A 21,433-nucleotide genomic window follows, 5' to 3' on the forward strand; every position below is an offset into this window, starting at 1 on the left:
AAAACCTGGCCATAAAATCGTTATAGTTTCGTACGAAAAATAATAACCGCTTCTATGGACTGACAGGGTAAAAATGATGAAATTGCGTTTACGGACAGCCGCCGCCGTGGTGCTGGCGGGCCTGCTGCTGGCGGGCTGCGACCAGAAAAGCAGCGATGCGAAACACATTAAAGTCGGCGTTATCAACGGCGCGGAACAGGATGTGGCGGAAGTGGCTAAAAAGGTCGCCAAAGAGAAATATGGTCTGGAGGTCGAGCTGGTGGGCTTCAGCGGTTCGCTTTTGCCTAATGAAGCGACGAACGCCGGCGATCTGGATGCTAACGTCTTCCAGCATCGGCCATTCCTCGAACAGGATAATAAAGCGCACGGCTACCATCTGGTGGCGGTCGGCAACACCTTCGTGTTCCCGATGGCGGGCTACTCGCGCAAAATAAAATCGGTGGCCGATCTGCAAGACGGGGCGACAATCGCCATTCCGAACGATCCCACTAACCTCGGCCGCGCGCTGCTGCTGTTGCAAAAAGAACAGCTGATTACCCTCAAGGCGGGGACTGGCCTGCTGCCTACGGCGGTCGATATTACCGCCAACCCGCGTCACCTGAACATTATGGAGCTGGAAGGGGCGCAGCTGCCGCGCGTGCTGGACGACCCGAAAGTGGATGTGGCGATTATCAGCACCACCTATCTGCAGCAAACCGGGCTCTCGCCGGTGCATGACGGGATTTTTATTGAAGATAAAAACTCGCCGTACGTGAATATCATTGTGACCCGCGAAGAGAATAAAGACGCGGAAAACGTGAAGGAATTTATGCAGTCCTATCAGTCGCCGGAAGTGGCAAAAGCGGCAGAGACTATCTTTAACGGTGGCGCGGTTCCCGGCTGGTAATCGTCAACACAAGGAGAGGCGAATATGGTCCGGCAGCGTCAGGCGGATTTACTGCTGGTAGCCGCTACGGTTATCGCCGCATGCGGGTGGATATTTTCTCGCGAAGCCATCGCGGGGATGCCGGTTTTCGCCTTCCCTGGGCTGCGCTTCTTTTTTGCGGCGCTGCTGCTGCCGTTTTGTCGCGGCTTTCACGTCGAATTGTTATCGCCACCAGTCTGCGTTTCGGCCTGCAAATGAAGGGGCAGAAGTGCACGGCGGTGGCGAGCGCCGCGATTATCATGGTGCTGGAGCCGCTGTTGACGGTCATTGCCGCCGCGCTGTGGTACGGCGAACAGCTGCCGTAGCGGCGTCAGTCTCTTTTTCATCGTCACCACCTCCTCAGAAAACCAGCGTCCACGAGACCATCGCCAGCGGCGGATGGCAACCGCGGAAAGTTGGCCCAATCTCATCGTTCATTGCCCAAATGCCCATATTGCGCCAGGCTGGCGGGACGTACGATGTTCGCCAGATAACCGCGAAGAGGAGTGAACATTATGCACATGATCCATATCCGTAACTCAACTCAGATTATTGAATATGCAGGGAAAAAGTTCCTGATTGACCCGATGCTGGCGGATCGCGGCGCCTGGCCGGGATTTCCGGGCACCGCCCGCGCGGGGCTGCGTAACCCGCTGGTCGGGCTGCCTTTTTCCCTTGAAACGATTATTGATGTCGATGCGGCGATCGTCACCCATACGCATGATGATCATTGGGACGAGGCGGCGATCGCCGCGATCCCGAAAACGCTGCCGGTTTTTGTCCAGCATGACGGCGATGCCCGGCTGCTGCGCGGACAGGGATTTCAGGATATCCGCCTGCTGTCGGCAGAAAGCGAGTTTGCCGGCGTCCGCTTACAGAAGACCACTTCCGGACAGCATGGCAGCGACCGCACCTATGCCGTACCGGCCATGGCGGAGCGCCTGGGCGAAGCCTGCGGGGTGGTGTTCCGCCATCCGCAGGAGAAAACGCTGTGGCTGGTGGGCGACACCCTCTGGCGCCCTGAAATTGAGGCCGATATGCTGCGGCTGCATCCCGATGTGGTGGTGCTGAACGCCGGCTACGCGCATGTGATCGGTTTTGGCCCGATTATTATGGGTAAAGAAGATGTGCTGAAAGCGCATTTCACGCTGCCGGAGGCGCACATTGTGGCTATCCATCTCGAAGCGGTTAACCACTGCCTGCTGAGCCGCGAGGAGCTGCGCGAATACGTGGCGGATAATCAGATTGCCGATGTGGTCAGCATCCCGCAGGATGGCGAAAGTCTTTTCTTTTAACCGGTTGTAGGGAACGGAGGGCACCATGAAACTCACCGATGTCGCGATTGTCGCCGTGGACGGGTTCAGCCCTTTCCACTACTCGGTTCCCTGTATGTTGTTTGGCGATAGCGTCTCGGAAACGAAACGCTTTAACCTGCAGATTTGCGCCGAAAGGCCGGGATTGTTGACCGCGCGCGACGGCTTTGCGCTCAACGCCAGCGCGGATTTCACCGCCCTTGAGCAGGCCGATATCGTGGTAGTGCCTTACTGGGGCGCGGTGCATCAGCGCCCGCCGCAGTCGCTGCTGGATAGCCTGGTGCGGGCAAGGGAGAACGGCGCTGAAATAGTCGGGCTGTGCCTCGGTGCTTTTGTGCTGGGTTATGCCGGGCTGCTGGATGGCAAACGGGCGGCGACCCACTGGGAGTTTGAGCAGGCGTTTCAGCAGTTGTTCCCCCAGGTGCAGCTGGATATCAATGCGCTGTACGTCGATGACCAGCGGATCATTACTTCGGCGGGCACGGCGGCGGCGCTGGACTGCTGCCTGTATATCATCCGCCAGCGTTTTGGCAGCCTGGCGGCGAATCAGATTGCCCGACGCATGATCGTGCCGCCCCATCGCGAAGGGGGCCAGGCACAGTTTATCGCCCAACCGGTGCCGAAAAATACCCGCGACGCGCGGATTAACGGACTGCTGGAGTATCTCCAGCAGCATATCGCCGAGCTGCACAACCTTGATTCGCTGGCGCAGGTGGTGGCGATGAGCCGCCGTACGTTGACGCGTCACTTCGCCAGGGCTACCGGCATGAGCATTGCCGACTGGCTGACCATGGAACGTCTGCGGCGCAGTCAGCTCCTGCTCGAAGCGGGGAATATGCCCGTCGAGCAGGTGGCGGAGAGCGTTGGTTTCCGCTCCGCCGTGACCTGGCGCCAGCAGTTTAAATCCCGCTTTGGCGTCAGCCCGGCGGAGTGGCGGCGCACCTTTCGCCGCGGGACTTAGCCGGCGAGCGTTGCGCTGTCGATCACGAAGCGATATTTGACATCGCCTTTGACCATGCGCTCCCAGGCTTCGTTGATCTGATCGCCGCGAATCAGCTCAATATCAGCGACAATGCCGTGCTCGGCGCAGAAATCGAGCATTTCCTGAGTTTCCGGGATCCCGCCAATCATCGAACCGGCAATCGCACGGCGGCGGAATATCAGATTAAACACTTCCGGCGAAGGATGCGGACTGGCCGGCGCGCCGACTAGGGTCAGAGTGCCATCGCGTTTAAGTAACGTGGTGAAGGCATCGAGGTTGTGCGGCGCCGCCACGGTGTTAAGGATGAAATCGAAACTTTTCACGTGGGCGGCCATTTCGTCCTCGTTGCGCGAGACCACCACCTCATCCGCGCCCAGTGCTTTTGCCGCTTCCCGCTTCGATTCTGATGTGGTAAAGGCCACCACGTGGGCGCCCATGGCGTGGGCCAACTTAATCCCCATATGCCCCAACCCGCCAATACCGACGATAGCGACTTTTTTCCCCGGCCCGACGTTCCAGTGGCGCAGCGGAGAGTAGGTGGTGATCCCGGCGCAGAGCAGTGGTGCCACGGCGGCGAGTTGTTCCTTCGGATGGCGCACGTGCAGCACGTAGCGCTCGTGTACCACAATCTGCTGCGAATAGCCGCCGAGGGTGTGTCCGGGCGCATCGGCCGTGGGGCCGTTGTAGGTGAGAATCATATGGTCGCAGTAGTTTTCCAGTCCTGCCTCGCACTCTGCACACTGTTTACAGCTGTCGACCATACAGCCGACGCCGACCAGGTCGCCCACGTTGAATCCCGAGACCTGATTGCCGATGGCGGTCACCTGGCCGACGATTTCATGTCCCGGTACGCAAGGATAGAGCGTACCGGCCCATTCGGATCGCGCCTGATGAAGGTCGGAGTGGCAGACGCCGCAGTAATCGATGGCAATCTGCACATCGTGGGGCCCCGGGTCGCGGCGGGAGATAGCCATCGATTTCAGCGGTTGGGTGGCGGAGTACGTACCAATAGCATTGATCTGCATAGCGAAACCTCTTTCTGAATGAACGTGCTGGATGATTCGGAGGGGATGACCTGCTTTTTGGCGGCAACGGTAAGCGTAGCCTGGTCAGCGCGGGGCGTGAGGCGATTAGCTCAGAGTGTTAAACCGTAAAGGGAAAAAGAGACGGGATAAAAAAGAACGCGGCAAGAAGAGGCGGATTCCCCGCCCGGCAGGGAACCCGCAAACGTTGAGGCGATTATTCAACCGGCGTCAGATAATCCAGGCGCAGCGGCTCCGCCAGCAGGCTATCCATTTGCGCGATAAAAGCCTGAAAGTGCGGCTGGGCGATGTGCGCCTCCAGCGCGGATGGGTCGCGCCACGACTCGCGCATGTAGAAGGTGTCCGGCGCATCGCGCAGTTGAAACAGGGCATAATCCAGATTACCCGCTTCCTGACGGGTCGGCAGTAACAGCGCTTTCAGCGCCTGCTTGAGCCCGGCCGTTTTCCCCGGTTTGGCTTTCAGAACCGCAATGACAGATACCGTGTCGCTCGTCATCTTAAAACCCTTCCAGCACGATTTTGCCGACCGCGCGTCCGGTTTCCAGTCGGGCGTGCGCTCTCTGCAGGTTGCTGGCGTTGATTGGACCGTAATGCTCGCCGAGGGTGGTTTTGATGGTCTTATCGTCAATCAGCGCCGCCACCCGGGTCAGCAGCTGATGCTGGGCCAGCATATCCGGCGTTTCAAACATCGAACGGGTGAACATAAACTCCCAGTGCAGCGAAATGCTTTTGGCTTTCAGCGGGCGGGCATCGAGGGATTCCGGGTCGTCAATCAACGCCAGCTTACCCTGTGGGGCGAGGGCGGCAATCAGCTGCGCGTAATGTTGCTCAGTCTTGTTGAGGCTGGCGACGTGCGTCACGGCGTTGACCCCAATCCGCGCCAGTTCTTCACTGAGCGGCTTGCTGTGATCGATAACGTGGTGCGCCCCGGCATCAAGCACCCATTTCTGGCTTTCCGGGCGCGAAGCGGTGCCGATGACCGTCATGCGCGTCAGTTTGCGCGCCAGCTGCGTGAGAATGGAACCGACGCCGCCCGCCGCGCCGACAATCAGCAGCGTGTCCCCGGCATTGCCGCCTTCCTGCACGCCAAGACGGTCGAACAATAATTCCCATGCGGTGATGGCGGTCAGCGGCAGGGCGGCGGCAGAGGCGTTATCCAGTGAGCGCGGCTTTAAGGCGACGATCCGTTCGTCGACGAGCTGAAACTCGCTATTACTTCCCGCGCGTTCCAACGCACCGGCATACCAGACTTCATCGCCCGGCGCGAACAGCGTCACCGCCTCGCCGACCGATTTTACGATGCCAACCGCATCCCAGCCCAGCACGCGCGGAGTATCGCCGGTAAATCCGGCGCGGACTTTGGTATCCACCGGGTTAACGGAAATCGCTTTCACTTCAATGAGCAGGTCATGCCCGGCAGCAACCGGAAGCGGGAGCTCAATGTCGCTTAAAAATGGGATGTTACTGCCTTCAGTTACGGCGCGGGTAATGGCGATCGCTTTCATACACTCTCCGGTTTTAAATGGGGTTTCTGTGGGAATCCGTTAATGGTAGACCCCTGGCGGAGAGGGAAAAACGGGGCCTGGGCGATAAGAGTTATATTGAAAAGCTGAAAATCGGTCTGGGTCGCCATGAGTTGGCCACAGGATGACATAACGGATTGCCATGGCAGCGGTATGGTTTATTGCATAGGGGGGAGGATTCAGGGGCAGCAAACTGGCGGAAGATCACAGGAGTTGAACCTGCCCGGGACCGCTGGCGGCCCCAACTGGATTTGAAGTCCAGCCACCTCACCGGAGATGACGATCTTCCGCGCCTCGATTGCTACATGGAGGCGGGGCGCATTATAGCTACTTTCAGGGATTTACCACATACCTAAACGCACTTTTTTACTGTTAAAACTGGACTTTGCAGAACAGTCTGAAACAATTCCGTTCAAAATCCATGGGTTACACTTTTTTACACCCTTTCAGGCAACCGCAATCGTAGAAAACAAGACAGATAATGTGTGTCACGGGAGCAGGCGGACCGGTATGCTACTGCCTGGTCGCTGAAATGTCGTACTACCCTGAAGCGGTGGATAATCACGCTCGCCAGGCGGATTACGTCAGAAACGAGGATATCGCTTGCCAGCAGCGCCTGCCCGACGATGGCCGCGAGGCGGTGAGTCAGGTTCCGGCAGCGGATGACGCTGTGGCCTGCGTTTTGAAGGCGGTGATGATGAGGCTGCAGGAGATAAATCGCAGCACCAGTGGGACATCGCCAGAGTTATTCTTTCTGCGAATTGAGATCGTTATCACGTATATTTATTGCTGAAATGTGATCTGACTTATAAATATTTTTTCTTTCTCCATCCTGTTTTATTTCTGTCCGGATATCCGGACACGATTTAGTATTGTTGTTTACACCGTGCCTCCCTATATTTATCCTCAATGATTTCCGTAGAGATCGCGTCGTATAGCGATGTCTTATTGGCATTAATCTGCTATGCAAAAAGGGTAAATAATGCAAATGGTTACCTCGCGACAGAACAGATTATTAAAATTTCTCCTGCCAAAAAGAGAATACGTTACGTTATTAAAAATAGCTGAACAGCTAAATGTTTCAGAAAAAACGGTTCAGCGTGACTTACGTTTTCTCGAACAATGGCTCTCTGACTGGAAAATCAGTATTGATAAACGGGCCGGTACTGGTGTGATGCTGCTGGCCGAAAATGTCACCGACCTGTTGCAACTAGACCAGCTGCTGGGTACCGAAGGTGATGATACCGATGCGATGATGAATAATTCACGGCGCGTGAAAATTGCTTCTCAGCTATTAAGTGAAACGCCGCGAGAAACCTCGATCAATAAATTATCTGAACGCTACTTTATCAGCAGTGCCTCGATTGTTAATGATTTAAAAGTAATTGAATCATGGATTACCCCACTCGGGCTGGTATTAATTCGCAGCCAGAGTGGGACCCATATTGAAGGCAGTGAATCGCATGTCCGTCAGGCAATGGCCTCATTAATTAACGGCGTTATTAATCATAATGAGCCCGGGAGTATTATCCATTCTCGTCTCGACAGCGGCAGCTATAAAGCGCTGGTGCACTATTTTGGCGAAGAGGATGTGCTATTTGTTCAGTCACTTCTTGAAGAAAGGGAACGTAAACTGAGCTGGTCGTTGGGCGAACCTTATTACGTCAATATCTTCACCCATATCCTGATTATGATGTACCGGATCACCCGCGGAAATGCGTTACCGCGCCGGGAACAGGGCCACCCGCTGTTTGATGAGTCTGTTTTTTGTATCGCGCAAAACATGCTGCAAAAAATAGAGGCGCGCATTGCCCATCCGTTACCGGAAGATGAAAGCTGGTTTATTTATCAATACATTATCTCATCGGGCGTGGTGGTGGAGGAACGTGATGATGTCAGCATGCTGCGTAATCTCCACTCCAGCGATGAGGCCAGGAAAATAACCTCCCGGCTGATCGCGCTTTTTTCCACGTTGGTTGATATCGATCTTGCGCATGACACCGCGTTATATGAAGGGTTGCTCATTCATATAAAACCACTGCTTAACCGATTGAATTATCATATTTATATCCGTAATCCGCTGCTGGAGGATATCAAAGGCGAACTTACGGATGTGTGGCCGCTAACCCTCCGGGTGGTGAATCAGATATTTTCTGCCTGGGGTGATAAGGCGGTCTCGGAAGATGAAGTCGGTTATTTAACCGTCCATTTTCAGGCGGCGATGGAGAGGCAGGTTGCCAGAAAGCGGGTGCTGCTGGTGTGTTCTACGGGAATCGGCACCTCGCATCTGTTGAAAAGCCGGGTGCTCAGAGCTTTTCCCGACTGGACCATCGTTGGCGTGTTGCCCGCAGGAAGTCTGCATACGTTTCAGGACCAGGACAATATTGAGCTGGTGATCTCGACGATTCATTTGCCGGAAATTGCGCTACCGGTGGTTTATGTCAGCGCATTTTTTAACGATGCCGATATCAAGCGGGTTACTGAAAAAGTGATTACTGAGAAATTACACCACGCGGCAGCGTCAACTGCCAGCAATGAAATTTTATATCCATGAGGTAAATAATATGGACATCACCCGAATTTTAAATACTAAACGTGTTTTGCTGGATATGCAGGCCCGGAATAAAGCGGAAGCTATCGAAGAGTTAACCGATCTGCTTCAGAAAGATGGTGCGATTAACTGTCGTGAAACTTTTATTCGGGATGTCTGGCAGCGCGAATCGGAAGGTTCGACAGGGTTTGAGAATCATATTGCTATTCCTCATGGAAAATCATCCGCCGTTGTCAATACCACGCTGGCGATTGGCCGCACCCGTCAGGATATTGCCTGGGAAACGCTGGATGGTAGTCATGTTCGCTGTATTATTTTATTTGCCGTTCGCCTGGAAGACCAAAATACCACCCATATTCGCTTGTTGTCCCAGGTCGCCGGGGCGCTGGCTGATGATGACATCATTGCGCAATTGCTCGAAGAAACCAGTCCGCAGAAGATTATTGATTTATTTAGTCAGTATGCTGAGTCGGATGTTTACTAACTATAAATATTGGAGTCTGAGATGAATATTGTCTGTGTTGCCGCTTGTACCGCAGGTATTGCTCATACTTATATCGCACGTGAGAAGTTAATTAAAGGCGCCAGGGCGCTGGGCCACAATGTTAAAGTTGAAACTCAAGGTACGATTGGTACTGAGAATGAGCTTACACCAGAAGATATCGCTGCCGCTGACGTTGTTATTCTCGCTATAGATGTAAAAATCAAAGGTGAAGAACGCTTTAAAAACAAACGGATTGTTCGCGTGAAAACGGAAGTCGTTATTAAGTCACCGATTCAGTTTATCGAAAAGGTTGAGAAATCCTTAGCTAATGCCTGATCCTTATTCTGGAGGGATCTACCATGAGTGAAAATAAAACGCCTGTCTCGCAGGAAATTAAAAAACATTTATTAACCGGTATTTCATGGATGATACCGCTGATTGTTGCCGCCGGGATTTGTATTGCCCTCGGTCAGGTATTGGGCGGTACTGATGTCGCGGAGAAAGTGGGGACCATCCCCTGGATGCTAAACCAAATCGGCGGCTGGGGTATGGGGCTTATTGTCCCGCTGATCTGCGCGGCAATCGCCTACTCCATTGCTGACAGACCGGGTTTTGCGCCAGGGCTTATCGTTGGGTTCGTCTGCGGACAGATTCATACCGGCTTTATCGGCGGGATGCTTGGCGGTTTTCTGGTGGGCTACACGGTACTGCTGTTGAAACATTACGTGCGCTTGCCAAAGTCGATGCAGGGGCTGATGCCAATCATGGTGCTACCGGTATTAAGCACCATTATCAGCGGCCTGTTGATGATGACCTTAATAGGCAAGCCCATCGCCTGGCTGCAGGAGGCATTGATTCACATGCTGGAGTCGATGCAGGGCGGCTCGCGATTTTTGCTGGGGGCTATCCTGGGAGCGATGGCCACCTTCGACTTCGGCGGACCCGTCAATAAAACCATGTCGCTCTTTGCCGACGGCTTGCTGGTCAGCGGGGTTTATGGTCCGGAAGCCGTGAAGTTCGTCGGATCGATGATTCCTCCCTTCGGCATTACGCTGTCTTTCCTGTTAACCCGCCACAAATATACCCGCGCCGAAACCGAAGCGCTGAAGGCCGCTTTCCCGATGGGCATTTGCATGATTACGGAGGGTGTGATCCCTATTGCGGCGCGCGATCTCCTTCGCGTGGTGGGGTCCTGTGTGGTGGCCTCGGCGGTGGCGGGCGGATTGATTATGACCTGGGGTGTGGAAAGCCCGGTTCCACACGGCGGGATGTTTGTCGTACCGCTGTTCACCCATCCACTGCTGTTTTGCCTGGCGCTGGCGATTGGGACGGTTATCTGCGGCGTGATGCTGTCGCTGTGGAAAAAGCCGGTCACCGAACGCGACGAAGAGTTTGATGAACTGAGCGACCAAAAGGTCGCCGACGATGAAATCACCTTCACCCTTGAGTAAACGGAGGCCCTATGTTTGCTGATATGAAGCAGATGGTAGCGAAAGCCTGGCGTGAACAATATGCCCTGCTGGCGATTAACTGTATGAATCTGGAGAGCGCTCGTGCCGCAGTACGCATGGCGGAAAAATATCGGGCGCCGATTATTCTCAATCTGTACCAGGGGCATCTGTCGCATTTCCCGCCCGCAATGGCGCTGGCGGTGGCCAGAACGTTGGCCGAAGCGGCCAGCGTTCCCGTCACGCTAAGCCTCGATCACGGTAAAGACCCGGTGAAGATCCGCCAGGCCTTCCGCGCCGGATTTAGCGGGTTGATGATTGATGCCTCGGCGTTCCCGCTCGCGGAGAATATTCGCCAGACCCGTGAGGTCACCGCGCTGGCCGCCAGCGTCGGGCTTTGTGTGGAAGGCGAATTGGGTCATCTGGCGGATGCCCCGCGCTATGACCATATGACTAATGCCGATCTGATGACGCAGCCGGCGGATGTTGCCCCTTTTATTGCCCAAACCGGCATTGACCTGCTGGCGGTTTCCGTCGGCACAGCCCACGGGATGTATGCTCCGGGGGTCACGCCAGCGCTGGATTTTGACCGCCTGGCGGAGGTGCAACGAGCCTCTTCGGTGCCATTAGCCCTGCACGGCGGCAGCGGTACGCCATTCGAACAGCTTGCACGCTGCCCGGCGTTTGGCGTTGCGAAAATCAACGTCGGCGCGGCGGTATTTGAAGCCGGGAAGGCCGCGCTACTGCATACCTTGTGTCACGACAGCACCCTCGAGCTGGCCGATGCCATGGCCGTGATGGAGCATGCCAGCGCTGAAGCTATCGTCCCTTACTTACACGCGTCCGGCGCAATAGACCGGGCCTGATTCACTTATCAGTCATGCCTTTCATGCCAGCGCATATCCGCCCTGGCAGGGCTAACTACACCCTGAAACTGGAGAAAACCATGTTAGTTTCCATGCAAGAATTACTGAAACCGACCCGTGAGCATGGCTTTGCCATTGGCGCGTTTAATGTTGCCGATAGCTGCTTTATTCGCGCTGTTGTGGAAGAAGCGGAAGCCACCAATACGCCAGCCATTATTTCCATTCACCCTAGCGAGCATGATTTTGTCGGTGATTCCTTTTTTAGCTACGTGCGCGACATTACGCGGCGTAGCCGGGTGCCCTTTACTTTGCATCTCGATCATGGCGCCTCTGTCGAGCATGTACTGCGCGCGATTCAGTGTGGCTTTACCTCGGTGATGATCGATGGATCTCTGCTGCCCTATGAGGAAAACGTCGCCTTAACCGAGGAAGTGGTCAGGCTGGCGCATGCGGTCGGCGTCTCCGTCGAAGGGGAATTAGGGACTATTGGCCAGACGGGGACCTCCGTGGAGGGCGGGGTGTCGAAAGTTACCTATACTGACCCGGCGCAGGCGCAGGATTTCGTTGCCCGGACAGGCGTCGACACTCTGGCGGTGGCGATTGGTACCGCGCACGGCATCTATCCAAAAGGGATGCAGCCTGAACTACAGATGAACATTCTGCGCGATATCGCCGGACGTGTATCGATTCCGCTGGTGCTGCACGGCGGCTCCGCCAATCCGGATGCGGAGATTGCCGAGTCGGTGACCCTTGGCGTCGGGAAAATCAATATTTCCAGCGATATGAAATATGCCTACTTCCGGAAGGTGCGTGAAATTTTGGCTAAAGAGAGCTGGTGGGATCCGAACGTGATTTATCCGGAGCCGATCAACGCCGCGCGCGAAGTGATTCGCCACAAAATGAAGCTGTTTGGTTCCACCGGTAAAGCAAACCTGTATTAACGGGGTAAAAGGCGGGGGAACCCGCCTTCTGACGGGCAGGAGGCAACGATGAATTACCTTGGTCTGGATGTCGGCGGGACGAAAATCGCCGCCGTCGTTATGGATGAGCGGGGAGAGGAAGTCGGGCGTTTTCGCTGCGCCACGCGTAAAGAAAGTCGTCAGGCATTTGTGTCGGCAATGGTGGAGTTCATTGCCGCTATCCGCGTGGAGACAGGGGCGCCGATGGCCATTGGCATCGCGCTGCCGGGCAGCGTTTCGCCGCAGCATGGCGCCATTCGTAATGCCAATATCCAGGTGATTAACGGTTATCGTTTACAAGATGCGCTCGAGCAGCAACTCGGACAACCGGTGGTGTTAGCTAACGATGGCAACTGCTTCGCCTTATCAGAGGCATGCGATGGCGCAGGGGCGGGCGTTTCGTTGGTTTTCGGGATGACGTTGGGCACCGGATGCGGCGGCGGTATTGCCTTCGAACGCCAGCCCGTCGTGGGAGCTTCGGGAATTGCCGCAGAGTGTGGGCACATCACTCTGCCGGGTTATTCCGGCACCGAGGATGGGCCTCCGACACGCTGTTACTGCGGCAGGCTCAACTGCGTGGAGTCTTTTATTTCCGCAACGGGGCTGAGCGAGCGCTACCGCCTGCTGACCGGCGACAGCCTGTCGAGTGAGCAGATTATCGCCCGTGCGCAGGCGGGAGAATCCGCTGCCTGCCAGCAGGTCTACCGTTTTCGTCAACAGCTCGCGCGGACGCTGGCGACTATCGTCAATATCCTTGACCCCGGCGTGATTGTACTGGGCGGCGGTTTATCCAATGCGACGTTGCTGGTAGCGGATTTACAACCGGAGGTCGCGCCACACGTCTTCACTGACCATTTTATCACCCCCATTATTTCTGCGCGGCATGGCGACAGTAGCGGCATGCGTGGCGCCGCCTGGCTGGCCGTGCGAAGCGGAGTCCGATCATGAAACGTTCACAGATTAACTATGCGATAGATAAAGCGCTGGCGATGGCCGAAACCTTCCGCATTAGTCTGCCGGAATTTGCCCGCGTTACGGCGCCGTGCTGGCCGCAAAAGCGGAAAGAAGGTTGGCAAGAGATCCACGATTTGCGGCTCGGATGGGATATCACGGATTTCGGCAGCGGCTGTTTTAACGACACCGGCCTGACGCTGCTGACGTTGCGCAACGGCTCGCTATCCGATCCGCGTTATGCTAAACCTTATGCGGAAAAAATGTTGCAGATTCAACAAGATCAGCAAACTCCCTGGCATTTCCACTACCACAAGATGGAAGACATCATTAACCGCGGCGGCGGCAACCTGTGTATGCAGCTGGCCTGGGCGACGGAAGACCAACAGCTGGATAATCAGCGCCGCGTCAGCGTGGCTGTTGATGGTTGCCCACGCACGCTGAAACCCGGCGAGACGCTGGTGCTGCATCCTGGGCAGAGCGTCAGTCTGCCTGTGCGCCTTTATCACCGTTTCTGGGCCGAAAAGAGGGGCGTGATGGGTTGGGAAATCTCGATGGTCAATGACGATCGTACGGATAACCGCTTTCTCGATGCGGACGGGCGCTTCCCGTCGATTGAGGAGGATGAACCCGCAAGATGGTTGTTATGCAGTGAATATGAACAAATACGCTGAGAGCCTGAGCGGCACACAGTGATTCGTCCCACAGACATATTTTCCCTCCGGTGGTAGCGTAATCTGCCGCTGAGAGGAGCCCGCAATGGACTTAGAAAATATCTTTCGTGACGTCAAGCTGAGCAAAACGGAAATGACCGTGCTGCGCTTTATCCAGAATGACCCTGAGCAGTGTGTGCGGGAAGGTATCCGCAGCGTCGCTGAGCGCTGCTATAGCAACCCCTCCTCGCTGGTGCGGCTGGCGAAGAAGCTGAAGTTCAGCGGCTGGCTGGAGCTGGTCTATTTTATTAAATTCAATATCACCATGCCGAAACTCGATGTCACCAACGACATCGACTACATGAGTATTCAGCCGACAGAGCGGCTGGCGCCGCTGCTGGAAAGCCTGCAGCATCAGCGGATCCTAATCCACGGCAGCGGCTTTTCTCAGCTGATTGCGCAATATATTTATAATAAGTTCCTGGTGACCGGCGTTAACGCCAGTCTCGCGCTGTGGCCGGATTACGAAATCCTGGAGCAGAAGAACGCGGCGAAATTCGACTCCATCTGGATCGTCTCAAAATCCGGGCGCAGCAGCTCGGCCCTGAACTGGGTGAAGGCGCTGGAAGGGAAGGCGATTAATCTGGTCTGCTTTACCGGCGATTATCAAAGCCCGCTGGCGCAGGCGGCGGATACCGCATTTATTATTCATGACCCGCAGAAGTTCGACGATGATATTTACTGGAGTAACCCGTTTTTCGGTTACTGCATACTCGGGTTTGAGCGGCTGCTGAAGATGTGGTTTATACAGACGCAGAACCCCGGAGGCGGCGTGTGACGCGCCTGTCCGGGCGACAAAACCGGCCAATCATGCCTTATCCGGTAGCCCGGATGAGGCGTTAGCCGCCATCCGGGGATCGAACCGGGCGTTTATTGCCAGTCGGCGAACTGCGCGTCGTCGAGATAGGCCTCGACCAGGGTTTTAGCCAGCGAAAAAGAGCCGATCAGCGGATGCGCCATCAATGCGCGTATCGCCAGGGATTTGTCACGCTGTAAAATGGCCGCCACCGCCAGCCGCTCATACTCTTTCACGCTGGCAATCATGTTTTTCTGCGCCGTGGGCACGTGCGCTGGCGTCACCGGTTTTAAGCCGTCTTTGCTCAGGTCGCAGCTTACCTCAATCACATCGTCAGGACGCAAGAAATCGAGAGTGCCGTTATTGGGGATGGAGACCACGATTCGTTTGGTGGTGCGGCTGTTGACCGCCTCCAGAATGTCCAGTGCCACCCCAGCATAGCCGCCGGTATCCGGCTCCTCGATAAACTGGCGCAGGGTTAACGGTTCGCGGGTATGGAATTTCTCCTGCTGCGATTCACTCTGCATGTAGCTATTTTCCCGGCGCAGGTAGTGCTTCATCCACAGGGAAAACGCCGTCTGCGGATCGGCTTTCACATCAATGCCGCGCAGCGCGTCCCGCATATCGCGATTGATACGGGCAATCTGCTCGCCGCGCGTTTCGTCCGCCTCCTGAATCGCTTTTAACGCCACCTCGCGATAATAGTAATAATAGAGATACTCGTTGAGTAATTGCTTATCACACAGCTGAACCAGCTGCGGCGAAAAATACTGCATTGCCGTTTTACGGTATAAATCCGGGTTGGCGATCAGGCGTTCGGTCACCTCTTCCCCGCGCACGGTAATGTGGGTAAACCACGAGAAATGGTTCAGCCCGTAGCACTCGACGCTGAGATCGCGCTCATCGCAGCCGAGAATCTCCGGCAGTTCGCGAATCAGCTCCGACGGCGCATCGCAAATGCCATACACGCGGCGCTTAAAGCCAGACTTGATGATTGCCTCGGTCACCAGCCCCGACGGGTTGGTAAAGTTAAACAGGATCGCATCCTCGGCGGCATGCTCTTCGATCAGGCGACAGTAGTTGAGGATCGCCGGGATCGAGCGCATCGCCATAGCAAACCCCCCGGCGCCGGTGGTCTCCTGGCCTAAGGTATTATGCTCAAGCGCAATACGCTCATCGCGAATCCGGCTCTCATCGCCGCCAACTCGCAGGGTGGTAATCACATAATTTGTGCCTTTCAGCGCAGCGACCGGCTCGGTAGTTGTACTGAACGCAATATCAGGACGAATCGTATTAAATACGTAACGGGCAATTTCACCAAACAGGGCCAGATTATCTTCCGAGCTGTCCAGAAATACCACTTCCGTTAAACCAATGCGGTGGGCGTTATAAGCCAGCGATTTCGCCAGAAATGCAGAGCGAACGCCGCCCCCGCCTAATACGGTTAATTTCATACATCACTCCCAATTAATTTTCTGCCAGCCAGCTATCAACCTGGGAACGAACCTGTCCCACTTTGACGCCATAAATAACCTGAACTTCATTACGATTGCGTACGACGCCATTGGCACCGGTATTTTTTAATATGAGATCATCAACCAAATCCATATTTTTAATCACCACGCGCAGGCGCGTGAAACAGTTGTCGACGGAAATAATATTTTCTTTTCCGCCGAGGCCATTAATAATCTCATCGGTCACCGACTGCGTATTACCAACCTTTTTACGATAATCCGCTTTGCTGTAGAGTTTCACGTTGTCGTCATCTTCGCGGCCCGGCGTTTTCAAATTCAGCTTCACCACCAGGGTGCGGAAAATAACGTAATAAACGGCGAACTGACCGAGACCGATAAGAACATACCCAGGCCAGCGTGTGAGTGAGACCGGCAGCGGCAGGTTATAAATCAGAAATTCGATAAGCCCGGATGCGCCCCATGGCCGAACGGTAAAGAGGTCACAAATCGCCTGTGACGCGGCGGTCAGGGTGGCATGAATCACCCAGAGCAGCGGCGACACGAACAGGAAGGTGAACTCAATCGGCTCCGTAATCCCGGTGAGCATTGAGGTAATAATGGCGGGTAGCAGAATCGCCTTCGCCATCATCTTTTTCTCCGGTTTCGCCGTGTGATAAAAGGCCAGCGATGCGCCGGCGAGGCCGAAAATCGTGGTCATCCCCTGTTGCGAGAAACGTAGCGCATCATTCATGACCGGCGTCAGGTCCGGGTGACGCATATAGGCGAGGAAAATCGCCTGGGTACCGGAAACCACCTGCCCGTCGACGTTTAGCGTGCCGCCGATTTGCGTGAGCTGGAACGGCGACCAGACGAAATGGTGCAGGCCGGTGGGGATGAGGAATTTTTCAAAGAAGCCATAAACGAAAACTCCCGCCACGCCGGCATTTTTCATAAATCCGGTTAATGCCCCGATACCGTGGGTCATAAACGGCCAGATCCAGGTGAAGGCGATGGCATAGAAAATCACCACCGGGGTCATGGCCACCAGGGTCAGCTTGGCGCCGCCGTACATTGACAGCGCGCCGGGCAGTTCGATGTTCGAGACTTTGTTATGCACCCAGGCGATGGTGCAGCCGAGAATAATGCCGAGGAACACCCCCATATCGACGACCACAAAACCCAGCAGTTGCGTCTGGCCGGTGCCGTAATACTCGCCATTAATTTTTTCGGCGATGCCGTGGATATGTTCCAGCCACGAATGGTTGGCGCCCAGAAACATAATAAAACACATGACGGAAACCAGGGCGACTTCTGTTTTTTTATCTTTCGCCAGTCCATAACTAATACCGACGCAAAAAAGTAATCCAAGATTGCCAAATAGCGGCCAGAACGTATCACCGAGTAATTGTCCTGACTGATGTAAAAAACTGGTTTCAGAAATTAATGTCGGGTTGGTTAAGACAGAACTGAGTGCCAGAATCAGGCCAATGACGGGCAAGAACAAGACTGCACCGATCATTGCTCTGGAGAATTTTTGCATATTCTCCAGAATACGTTGACGTATTGCGGACATAGTCGTTCCTTTATTTTTATATTTACATAGGGTTTTTCATTGTTATCTCTACTTCCAGTATTTTGTTTATAGCAACTCCGAACTTTTAAAGAAACATGTTGCGGGAAATAGGTACAGATAGCCGCAAAATGCACACAGGTTTCGCAGAGAGAAAGGAGTGCCTGAGGGGGCGGAACGAGAAGCGGATGGCCGAAGACCCGAGCGATGCCCTCTCTCAGGCGGAGAGAGGGCGACGGGAGATTAGGGTGCTGGGGAGGGAAGCGGCTGCGCCGGTCCGTTGTTCAACTGGCCGTTGCGCAGTACTTGCGCAACCTGCTGCTTCTCCATATTTATCGCGCTGAGCTGGCCGTTAACCGTCGGTTTCAGCGGCGCATTGGCCTGCACGCTGCCGCTGGCGGTCAGCTGGAAATTACCATCGCCGGAAACCGGCAGGGCGGGCCAGCCCCAGGCCTGCAGAAGATTCAGCGGTACGCCGCGACCGTTCAGGCTGAGCGTGACCTGGCGCTGGGGAAGCTGCGACACCGCAGCGGTGGCCTGCAGAATACCGCGTTCGGTAAAGGCGCTTAGCTCGGTGATATTGACCGTTGAGGCGTTGGCGTTAAGCTTCAACGATGGTCGGCGAACGTCAACGCGATTAAAGGTGGCGGCGGCGGCGTTCAGCGTAGCGCTACCGCTCCATACGCCCCAGCGATGATCTTTCACCAGCTGCAGTTCGCCACCGTAGCCGTCAAGGGCGGTTAGCTGCCACGGGAATGTGGGGTCGATATCGATAACCAGGTTACGGCTGGCGCTGAATTTCTTCAGCGTCAGGCTTTCCAGCCACGTCGGCAGCGACGCCATCCACAGCTGTTTCCAGTTGGCCGGGAGGGTATATTCCAGCCCGGCAAAGGCGGTGTCGTCCAGCACCAGCGCGTTACCCGCGCGCAGCCAGTTGCCGGAGGTACGTACCATTCCGCCTTCCCAGCGCGAGGTGAACTGGCGCAGCGCGATGCCCTGAGGTGAGAATTCCGCATTGGCGATGGGATCCAGCAGATGCAGCGACCCGTTAATAAATTCGCTGGCGTTCATCGACAGGGTGCCGTCATCGCTTTGCCATCCGCCCTGGCTCAGGGTCAGGTTGCGCAGATTAAGGTCGAGATCGGTCACTGCCCAGTCCGGTCCCTGCAGGCGGGCATCGGTCATGTCGAGACGGCCAATGTGCAGAGAAGGGACGTGGGTCAGCGGGGCAAAGAATTCCGCCAGCGATTTATCGCTCTGCAGGCGAATTTCGTTGAGCTGCAGATTATCAACCCGCCAGCTGCCGTCGGCGCTGCGTCTGGCGTTGCCGGTGAGCGTTCCGCGGGCAATATCGGCGCCCAGCGTGGATAGCGTCACTTCGCCATTATCCAGGCTTCCCTGAATCAGCACGTTACTGGCTGCAACGCCGTTCAGGGTCAGCGAGCCTGCGCTCATCTGAATCTGGGCCTTTTTGCCCAACACATTGCCTGCTTCCGGCGCCCACGGGCTGACGCCGCCGTCGACGCGCTGCGCGCTCAGCGCCCAGCCGGTTTCCGGGCTGTTAAACGCCATATTGCGCAACTGCAAACGGTCGGCAGCAAAGGGTAAAGAAGCGGAAGACGGCGAGAGATTTAACGTCCCGTCGCTAAGCACAATCTCGTCGGCGTGCAGCGGATCGCTGAACTGGCGGGTACTGAAGCCAATATCCACCGTTTTAGCGACCAGCGTCGGCGGTTTGCCGTCGCGCCCGAAAGTGACATTTTGCAGTTGCAGGTGGAGAGGTGAAGAGAAGCTGTGATCCATCGCATCGAAGGAGACCTGCCAGCCGGTACCTTTACTCAGCCAGGCGCTGGCCTGGCGTGAACCCCAGTGGGTCTGTAGCAGGAACCAGGCAGCAACGATGGCGGCCAGCAGGACGATCGTGAGCCAGAGGACCAGCTTTCCAGGAAATTTCATGATCTTACATCCTGAGCGAGTACGTAAGGCTGTTATGCCCGAATTATGCGCAATCCTCAAGACAGGAATTGTTTAATGGGATGATGTGAGATTGCCGATACCCATAAGACGTCAGGATTTCCCCGGTCAGCATCGCGTGACCGGGGGGGCAGGCAGGCTTAGTTTTTCTCTGGCGGGAAGACTAAATTCAGAACAATCGCGGTGATGCCGCCGGCGGCAATCCCCGAGGAGAGCAGGTTCTTCAGCCAGTCAGGAGCAAACTGCAGAATCAGCGGCTGCTGGGAGACACCGAGGCCCACTGCCAGCGACAGGGCGATAATCAGAATCGCGCGGCGGTTCAGCGGTTCGCGGGAGACGATGCGTACCCCGGATGCGGCGATAGTACCGAACATCACCAGCGTTGCGCCACCGAGCACCGGTTCCGGAATATGCTGGACAAAGCCGCTGACCGCCGGGAACAGGCCCAGTACGATCAGCATCAGCGCCACCACGAAGCCGACGTAGCGGCTGGCGACGCCGGTCAACTGAATCACGCCGTTATTCTGGCCGAAACAGGAGTTAGGGAAAGTATTGAAGACGGCGGAAACAAAGGAGTTCAGGCCGTTAGCCAGCACGCCGCCTTTCAGGCGCTTCATATACAGCGGACCGGAGACCGGCTGTTCCGACACGTCAGAGGTGGCGGTGATATCGCCGATGGTTTCCAGCGAGGTTATCATAAACACCAGCATCAGTGGCAGCAGCAGGCTCCAGTCGATGCCCAGGCCATAGTAGAGCGGCGTCGGGACTGTAATCAGGCTATCGTTGGCGGGCGCGGTATTTGCCGGCAGCATATCGAGCAGCCAGGCCGCCAGATAACCTGCCGCCATGGCGATAACCAGGGAAGCGATACGCAGATACGGGTTGCGCTGGCGGTTAAGAATAATGATCAGCGCCAGAACGATACCCGCCAGCAGCAGGTTTTTCGGCGCGCCGAAGGTATGGTCGGCCATCGCCGAGTAGCCGCCGCCAATGGAGGTCAGCCCGACCTGAATCAGCGACAGGCCGATAATCATCACCACCACCCCGGAGACCAGCGGCGTAATCACCCGGCGGGCCAGGTGCAGGACGCGCGAGATGACCATTTCCGTGCAGCTTGCCAGCATCAGGGTGCCGAACAGCGCGGCCATCATCGTTGGCACGTCGGCACCGCCGGTTTTCAGCGCGGTACCGCTCATAATCAACGGAGCGACGAAGTTAAAGCTGGTGCCCTGAATAGAGAGCAGGCCGGATCCAACCGGTCCCCAGGCTTTAATCTGAATGATGGATGCCACACCGGATGCGAACAGAGACATACTGATGATGTGCTGTGTGTCCTGAGCCGGAAGGCCCAGCGCCTGACAGATTAACAACGCCGGCGTGATGACCGCGACAAACATCGCCAGCAGATGCTGAAAGGCGGCGAACAGAGTTTGCGGCAGCGGCGGGCGGTCTTCGAGGCGGTAGATTAATTCGCTGGTTGTTTTATGCGCAACCGGTTGCGCAGCTTCTGAATCGGCGGTGTTAACGGACATCACAAACAATCCCAAGGTGGCAAAGCGGGAATTTTATCGGACTGTCGTGCAAAAGCAAACGTTTGCCAGCGTTTGCTGAGAAATATTTATACAACAAACCGCGGGCGGTTATTCATTAACGTTTTGCATGATTGATCGTATCAATATCAAAACAAAGTATCTGTTTATGTTATTTTTTTGCGCTATTCATAGGGCGTTTCTGGTGGCTCCGATGGTCGGTGCGTTCTTTATTAATATCGTAAATGCGCTGGTGATTAAGCGATATCTGCCGTTGCCGGTATTCGGCTAATAAAAAAACCAGAGGTGGTACACACCTGCGGGAGATTCCCCCCGGTGGCGCTGCGCTTACCGGGGCTACGGTTCTGTGCGG

20 protein-coding genes, 1 tRNA gene and 2 pseudogenes are annotated in these 21,433 nt (G+C 55.6%); 15 read left to right on the forward strand and 8 right to left on the reverse strand.

The window, feature by feature from the left end; translation table 11 throughout:
- The first annotated feature begins 76 nt into the window (after nt 1–76).
- The 4 genes and pseudogenes from nlpA to Electrica_RS00295 all read left to right on the forward strand — a co-directional run bounded on the left by nlpA (nt 77) and on the right by Electrica_RS00295 (nt 3,178).
- Entirely contained in the window at nt 77–886 is an 810-nt protein-coding gene (gene nlpA / locus Electrica_RS00280) for a lipoprotein NlpA (protein ID WP_100686383.1), read from the forward strand.
- A gap of 24 nt (nt 887–910) precedes the next feature.
- Nucleotides 911–1,227 (forward strand): annotated as a pseudogene (locus Electrica_RS00285) (DMT family transporter); the annotation flags it as partial.
- Between the two features lie 192 nt (nt 1,228–1,419).
- The gene (locus Electrica_RS00290; protein ID WP_141962991.1) at nt 1,420–2,199 is read left to right on the forward strand and encodes an MBL fold metallo-hydrolase; all 780 of its coding nucleotides are present in this window, start codon (nt 1,420–1,422) and stop codon (nt 2,197–2,199) included.
- A gap of 25 nt (nt 2,200–2,224) precedes the next feature.
- The gene (locus Electrica_RS00295) at nt 2,225–3,178 is read left to right on the forward strand and encodes a GlxA family transcriptional regulator (RefSeq protein ID WP_141962993.1); all 954 of its coding nucleotides are present in this window, start codon (nt 2,225–2,227) and stop codon (nt 3,176–3,178) included.
- Here Electrica_RS00295 and Electrica_RS00300 read toward each other — a convergent pair.
- The 4 genes from Electrica_RS00300 to Electrica_RS00315 all read right to left on the reverse strand — a co-directional run bounded on the left by Electrica_RS00300 (nt 3,175) and on the right by Electrica_RS00315 (nt 6,054).
- A complete protein-coding gene (locus tag Electrica_RS00300) occupies nt 3,175–4,224 on the reverse strand; it encodes an NAD(P)-dependent alcohol dehydrogenase (RefSeq protein ID WP_141962995.1) in 1,050 nt (349 codons plus the stop codon). The genes Electrica_RS00295 and Electrica_RS00300 overlap by 4 nt on opposite strands.
- A gap of 214 nt (nt 4,225–4,438) precedes the next feature.
- Nucleotides 4,439–4,738, reverse strand: coding sequence for a putative quinol monooxygenase (locus Electrica_RS00305; protein WP_131049304.1), 300 nt, complete (start codon nt 4,736–4,738; stop codon nt 4,439–4,441).
- Nucleotide 4,739: 1 nt separating this feature from the next.
- Nucleotides 4,740–5,747: a zinc-binding alcohol dehydrogenase family protein gene (locus tag Electrica_RS00310; RefSeq protein ID WP_141962997.1), complete on the reverse strand. Its 1,008-nt coding sequence runs from the start codon at nt 5,745–5,747 to the stop codon at nt 4,740–4,742.
- Between the two features lie 212 nt (nt 5,748–5,959).
- Nucleotides 5,960–6,054, reverse strand: a tRNA-Sec gene (locus tag Electrica_RS00315).
- Between the two features lie 243 nt (nt 6,055–6,297).
- Between Electrica_RS00315 and Electrica_RS00320 the strand changes: the two genes are divergently transcribed.
- From Electrica_RS00320 to Electrica_RS00365, 10 genes are all read left to right on the forward strand, one after another.
- Nucleotides 6,298–6,558 (forward strand): hypothetical protein, encoded by a 261-nt coding sequence (locus Electrica_RS00320; protein ID WP_141962999.1) that lies wholly within the window; start codon nt 6,298–6,300, stop codon nt 6,556–6,558.
- 189 nt (nt 6,559–6,747) lie between these two features.
- Nucleotides 6,748–8,319 (forward strand): BglG family transcription antiterminator, encoded by a 1,572-nt coding sequence (locus Electrica_RS00325; protein WP_141963001.1) that lies wholly within the window; start codon nt 6,748–6,750, stop codon nt 8,317–8,319.
- Between the two features lie 10 nt (nt 8,320–8,329).
- Nucleotides 8,330–8,800: a PTS sugar transporter subunit IIA gene (locus Electrica_RS00330; protein ID WP_142255824.1), complete on the forward strand. Its 471-nt coding sequence runs from the start codon at nt 8,330–8,332 to the stop codon at nt 8,798–8,800.
- A gap of 21 nt (nt 8,801–8,821) precedes the next feature.
- Nucleotides 8,822–9,136 (forward strand): PTS fructose transporter subunit IIB, encoded by a 315-nt coding sequence (locus Electrica_RS00335; protein WP_141963003.1) that lies wholly within the window; start codon nt 8,822–8,824, stop codon nt 9,134–9,136.
- Nucleotides 9,137–9,159: 23 nt separating this feature from the next.
- Complete coding sequence (locus Electrica_RS00340) at nt 9,160–10,251, forward strand: PTS fructose transporter subunit IIC (RefSeq protein ID WP_141963005.1); 1,092 nt, start codon at nt 9,160–9,162, stop codon at nt 10,249–10,251.
- 11 nt (nt 10,252–10,262) lie between these two features.
- Nucleotides 10,263–11,114, forward strand: coding sequence for a class II fructose-bisphosphate aldolase (locus tag Electrica_RS00345; RefSeq protein WP_141963007.1), 852 nt, complete (start codon nt 10,263–10,265; stop codon nt 11,112–11,114).
- Between the two features lie 80 nt (nt 11,115–11,194).
- A complete protein-coding gene (locus Electrica_RS00350; RefSeq protein WP_100682864.1) occupies nt 11,195–12,055 on the forward strand; it encodes a ketose-bisphosphate aldolase in 861 nt (286 codons plus the stop codon).
- Nucleotides 12,056–12,103: 48 nt separating this feature from the next.
- Entirely contained in the window at nt 12,104–13,021 is a 918-nt protein-coding gene (locus Electrica_RS00355) for an ROK family protein (RefSeq protein ID WP_141963009.1), read from the forward strand.
- Nucleotides 13,018–13,698 (forward strand): D-lyxose/D-mannose family sugar isomerase, encoded by a 681-nt coding sequence (locus tag Electrica_RS00360; RefSeq protein ID WP_141963011.1) that lies wholly within the window; start codon nt 13,018–13,020, stop codon nt 13,696–13,698. Before Electrica_RS00355 ends, Electrica_RS00360 begins: the two co-directional genes overlap by 4 nt.
- A gap of 85 nt (nt 13,699–13,783) precedes the next feature.
- The gene (locus tag Electrica_RS00365; protein ID WP_141963013.1) at nt 13,784–14,515 is read left to right on the forward strand and encodes a MurR/RpiR family transcriptional regulator; all 732 of its coding nucleotides are present in this window, start codon (nt 13,784–13,786) and stop codon (nt 14,513–14,515) included.
- Between the two features lie 92 nt (nt 14,516–14,607).
- On the opposite strand, the gene Electrica_RS00370 is transcribed toward Electrica_RS00365, so the two are convergent.
- The 4 genes from Electrica_RS00370 to Electrica_RS00385 form a co-directional block, all read right to left on the reverse strand.
- Nucleotides 14,608–15,987: a family 4 glycosyl hydrolase gene (locus Electrica_RS00370; protein ID WP_141963015.1), complete on the reverse strand. Its 1,380-nt coding sequence runs from the start codon at nt 15,985–15,987 to the stop codon at nt 14,608–14,610.
- Between the two features lie 13 nt (nt 15,988–16,000).
- Nucleotides 16,001–17,560 carry a PTS transporter subunit EIIC gene (locus tag Electrica_RS00375; RefSeq protein WP_131049308.1) on the reverse strand — a complete coding sequence of 520 codons (1,560 nt, stop codon included), beginning with the start codon at nt 17,558–17,560 and terminating at the stop codon, nt 16,001–16,003.
- A 240-nt stretch (nt 17,561–17,800) separates the two neighbouring features.
- A complete protein-coding gene (locus Electrica_RS00380; protein ID WP_141963017.1) occupies nt 17,801–19,513 on the reverse strand; it encodes an AsmA family protein in 1,713 nt (570 codons plus the stop codon).
- 158 nt (nt 19,514–19,671) lie between these two features.
- Nucleotides 19,672–21,063, reverse strand: a complete 1,392-nt coding sequence (locus Electrica_RS00385; protein WP_141963019.1) for a nucleobase:cation symporter-2 family protein — start codon at nt 21,061–21,063, stop codon at nt 19,672–19,674.
- Between the two features lie 187 nt (nt 21,064–21,250).
- Between Electrica_RS00385 and Electrica_RS28725 the strand changes: the two are divergent.
- A pseudogene (locus Electrica_RS28725) lies at nt 21,251–21,352 on the forward strand (hypothetical protein); the annotation flags it as partial.
- Nucleotides 21,353–21,433 lie beyond the last annotated feature (81 nt).

Origin of the sequence: Klebsiella electrica (assembly GCF_006711645.1) — a bacterium.
Lineage (GTDB): Bacteria > Pseudomonadota > Gammaproteobacteria > Enterobacterales > Enterobacteriaceae > Klebsiella > Klebsiella electrica.

Excerpts from the sequence above, each read along its gene's own strand:
- Electrica_RS00310 (WP_141962997.1), bottom strand. The coding sequence starts at position 5,747 with ATGAAAGCGATCGCCATTACCCGCGCCGTAACTGAAGGCAGTAACATC.
- Electrica_RS00340 (WP_141963005.1), top strand. The coding sequence starts at position 9,160 with ATGAGTGAAAATAAAACGCCTGTCTCGCAGGAAATTAAAAAACATTTA.
- nlpA (WP_100686383.1), top strand. The coding sequence starts at position 77 with ATGAAATTGCGTTTACGGACAGCCGCCGCCGTGGTGCTGGCGGGCCTG.
- Electrica_RS00295 (WP_141962993.1), top strand. The coding sequence starts at position 2,225 with ATGAAACTCACCGATGTCGCGATTGTCGCCGTGGACGGGTTCAGCCCT.
- Electrica_RS00350 (WP_100682864.1), top strand. The coding sequence starts at position 11,195 with ATGTTAGTTTCCATGCAAGAATTACTGAAACCGACCCGTGAGCATGGC.
- Electrica_RS00385 (WP_141963019.1), bottom strand. The coding sequence starts at position 21,063 with ATGTCCGTTAACACCGCCGATTCAGAAGCTGCGCAACCGGTTGCGCAT.
- Electrica_RS00360 (WP_141963011.1), top strand. The coding sequence starts at position 13,018 with ATGAAACGTTCACAGATTAACTATGCGATAGATAAAGCGCTGGCGATG.
- Electrica_RS00365 (WP_141963013.1), top strand. The coding sequence starts at position 13,784 with ATGGACTTAGAAAATATCTTTCGTGACGTCAAGCTGAGCAAAACGGAA.
- Electrica_RS00355 (WP_141963009.1), top strand. The coding sequence starts at position 12,104 with ATGAATTACCTTGGTCTGGATGTCGGCGGGACGAAAATCGCCGCCGTC.
- Electrica_RS00370 (WP_141963015.1), bottom strand. The coding sequence starts at position 15,987 with ATGAAATTAACCGTATTAGGCGGGGGCGGCGTTCGCTCTGCATTTCTG.
- Electrica_RS00335 (WP_141963003.1), top strand. The coding sequence starts at position 8,822 with ATGAATATTGTCTGTGTTGCCGCTTGTACCGCAGGTATTGCTCATACT.
- Electrica_RS00375 (WP_131049308.1), bottom strand. The coding sequence starts at position 17,560 with ATGTCCGCAATACGTCAACGTATTCTGGAGAATATGCAAAAATTCTCC.
- Electrica_RS00380 (WP_141963017.1), bottom strand. The coding sequence starts at position 19,513 with ATGAAATTTCCTGGAAAGCTGGTCCTCTGGCTCACGATCGTCCTGCTG.
- Electrica_RS00345 (WP_141963007.1), top strand. The coding sequence starts at position 10,263 with ATGTTTGCTGATATGAAGCAGATGGTAGCGAAAGCCTGGCGTGAACAA.
- Electrica_RS00290 (WP_141962991.1), top strand. The coding sequence starts at position 1,420 with ATGCACATGATCCATATCCGTAACTCAACTCAGATTATTGAATATGCA.
- Electrica_RS00325 (WP_141963001.1), top strand. The coding sequence starts at position 6,748 with ATGCAAATGGTTACCTCGCGACAGAACAGATTATTAAAATTTCTCCTG.
- Electrica_RS00330 (WP_142255824.1), top strand. The coding sequence starts at position 8,330 with ATGGACATCACCCGAATTTTAAATACTAAACGTGTTTTGCTGGATATG.
- Electrica_RS00320 (WP_141962999.1), top strand. The coding sequence starts at position 6,298 with ATGTCGTACTACCCTGAAGCGGTGGATAATCACGCTCGCCAGGCGGAT.
- Electrica_RS00300 (WP_141962995.1), bottom strand. The coding sequence starts at position 4,224 with ATGCAGATCAATGCTATTGGTACGTACTCCGCCACCCAACCGCTGAAA.
- Electrica_RS00305 (WP_131049304.1), bottom strand. The coding sequence starts at position 4,738 with ATGACGAGCGACACGGTATCTGTCATTGCGGTTCTGAAAGCCAAACCG.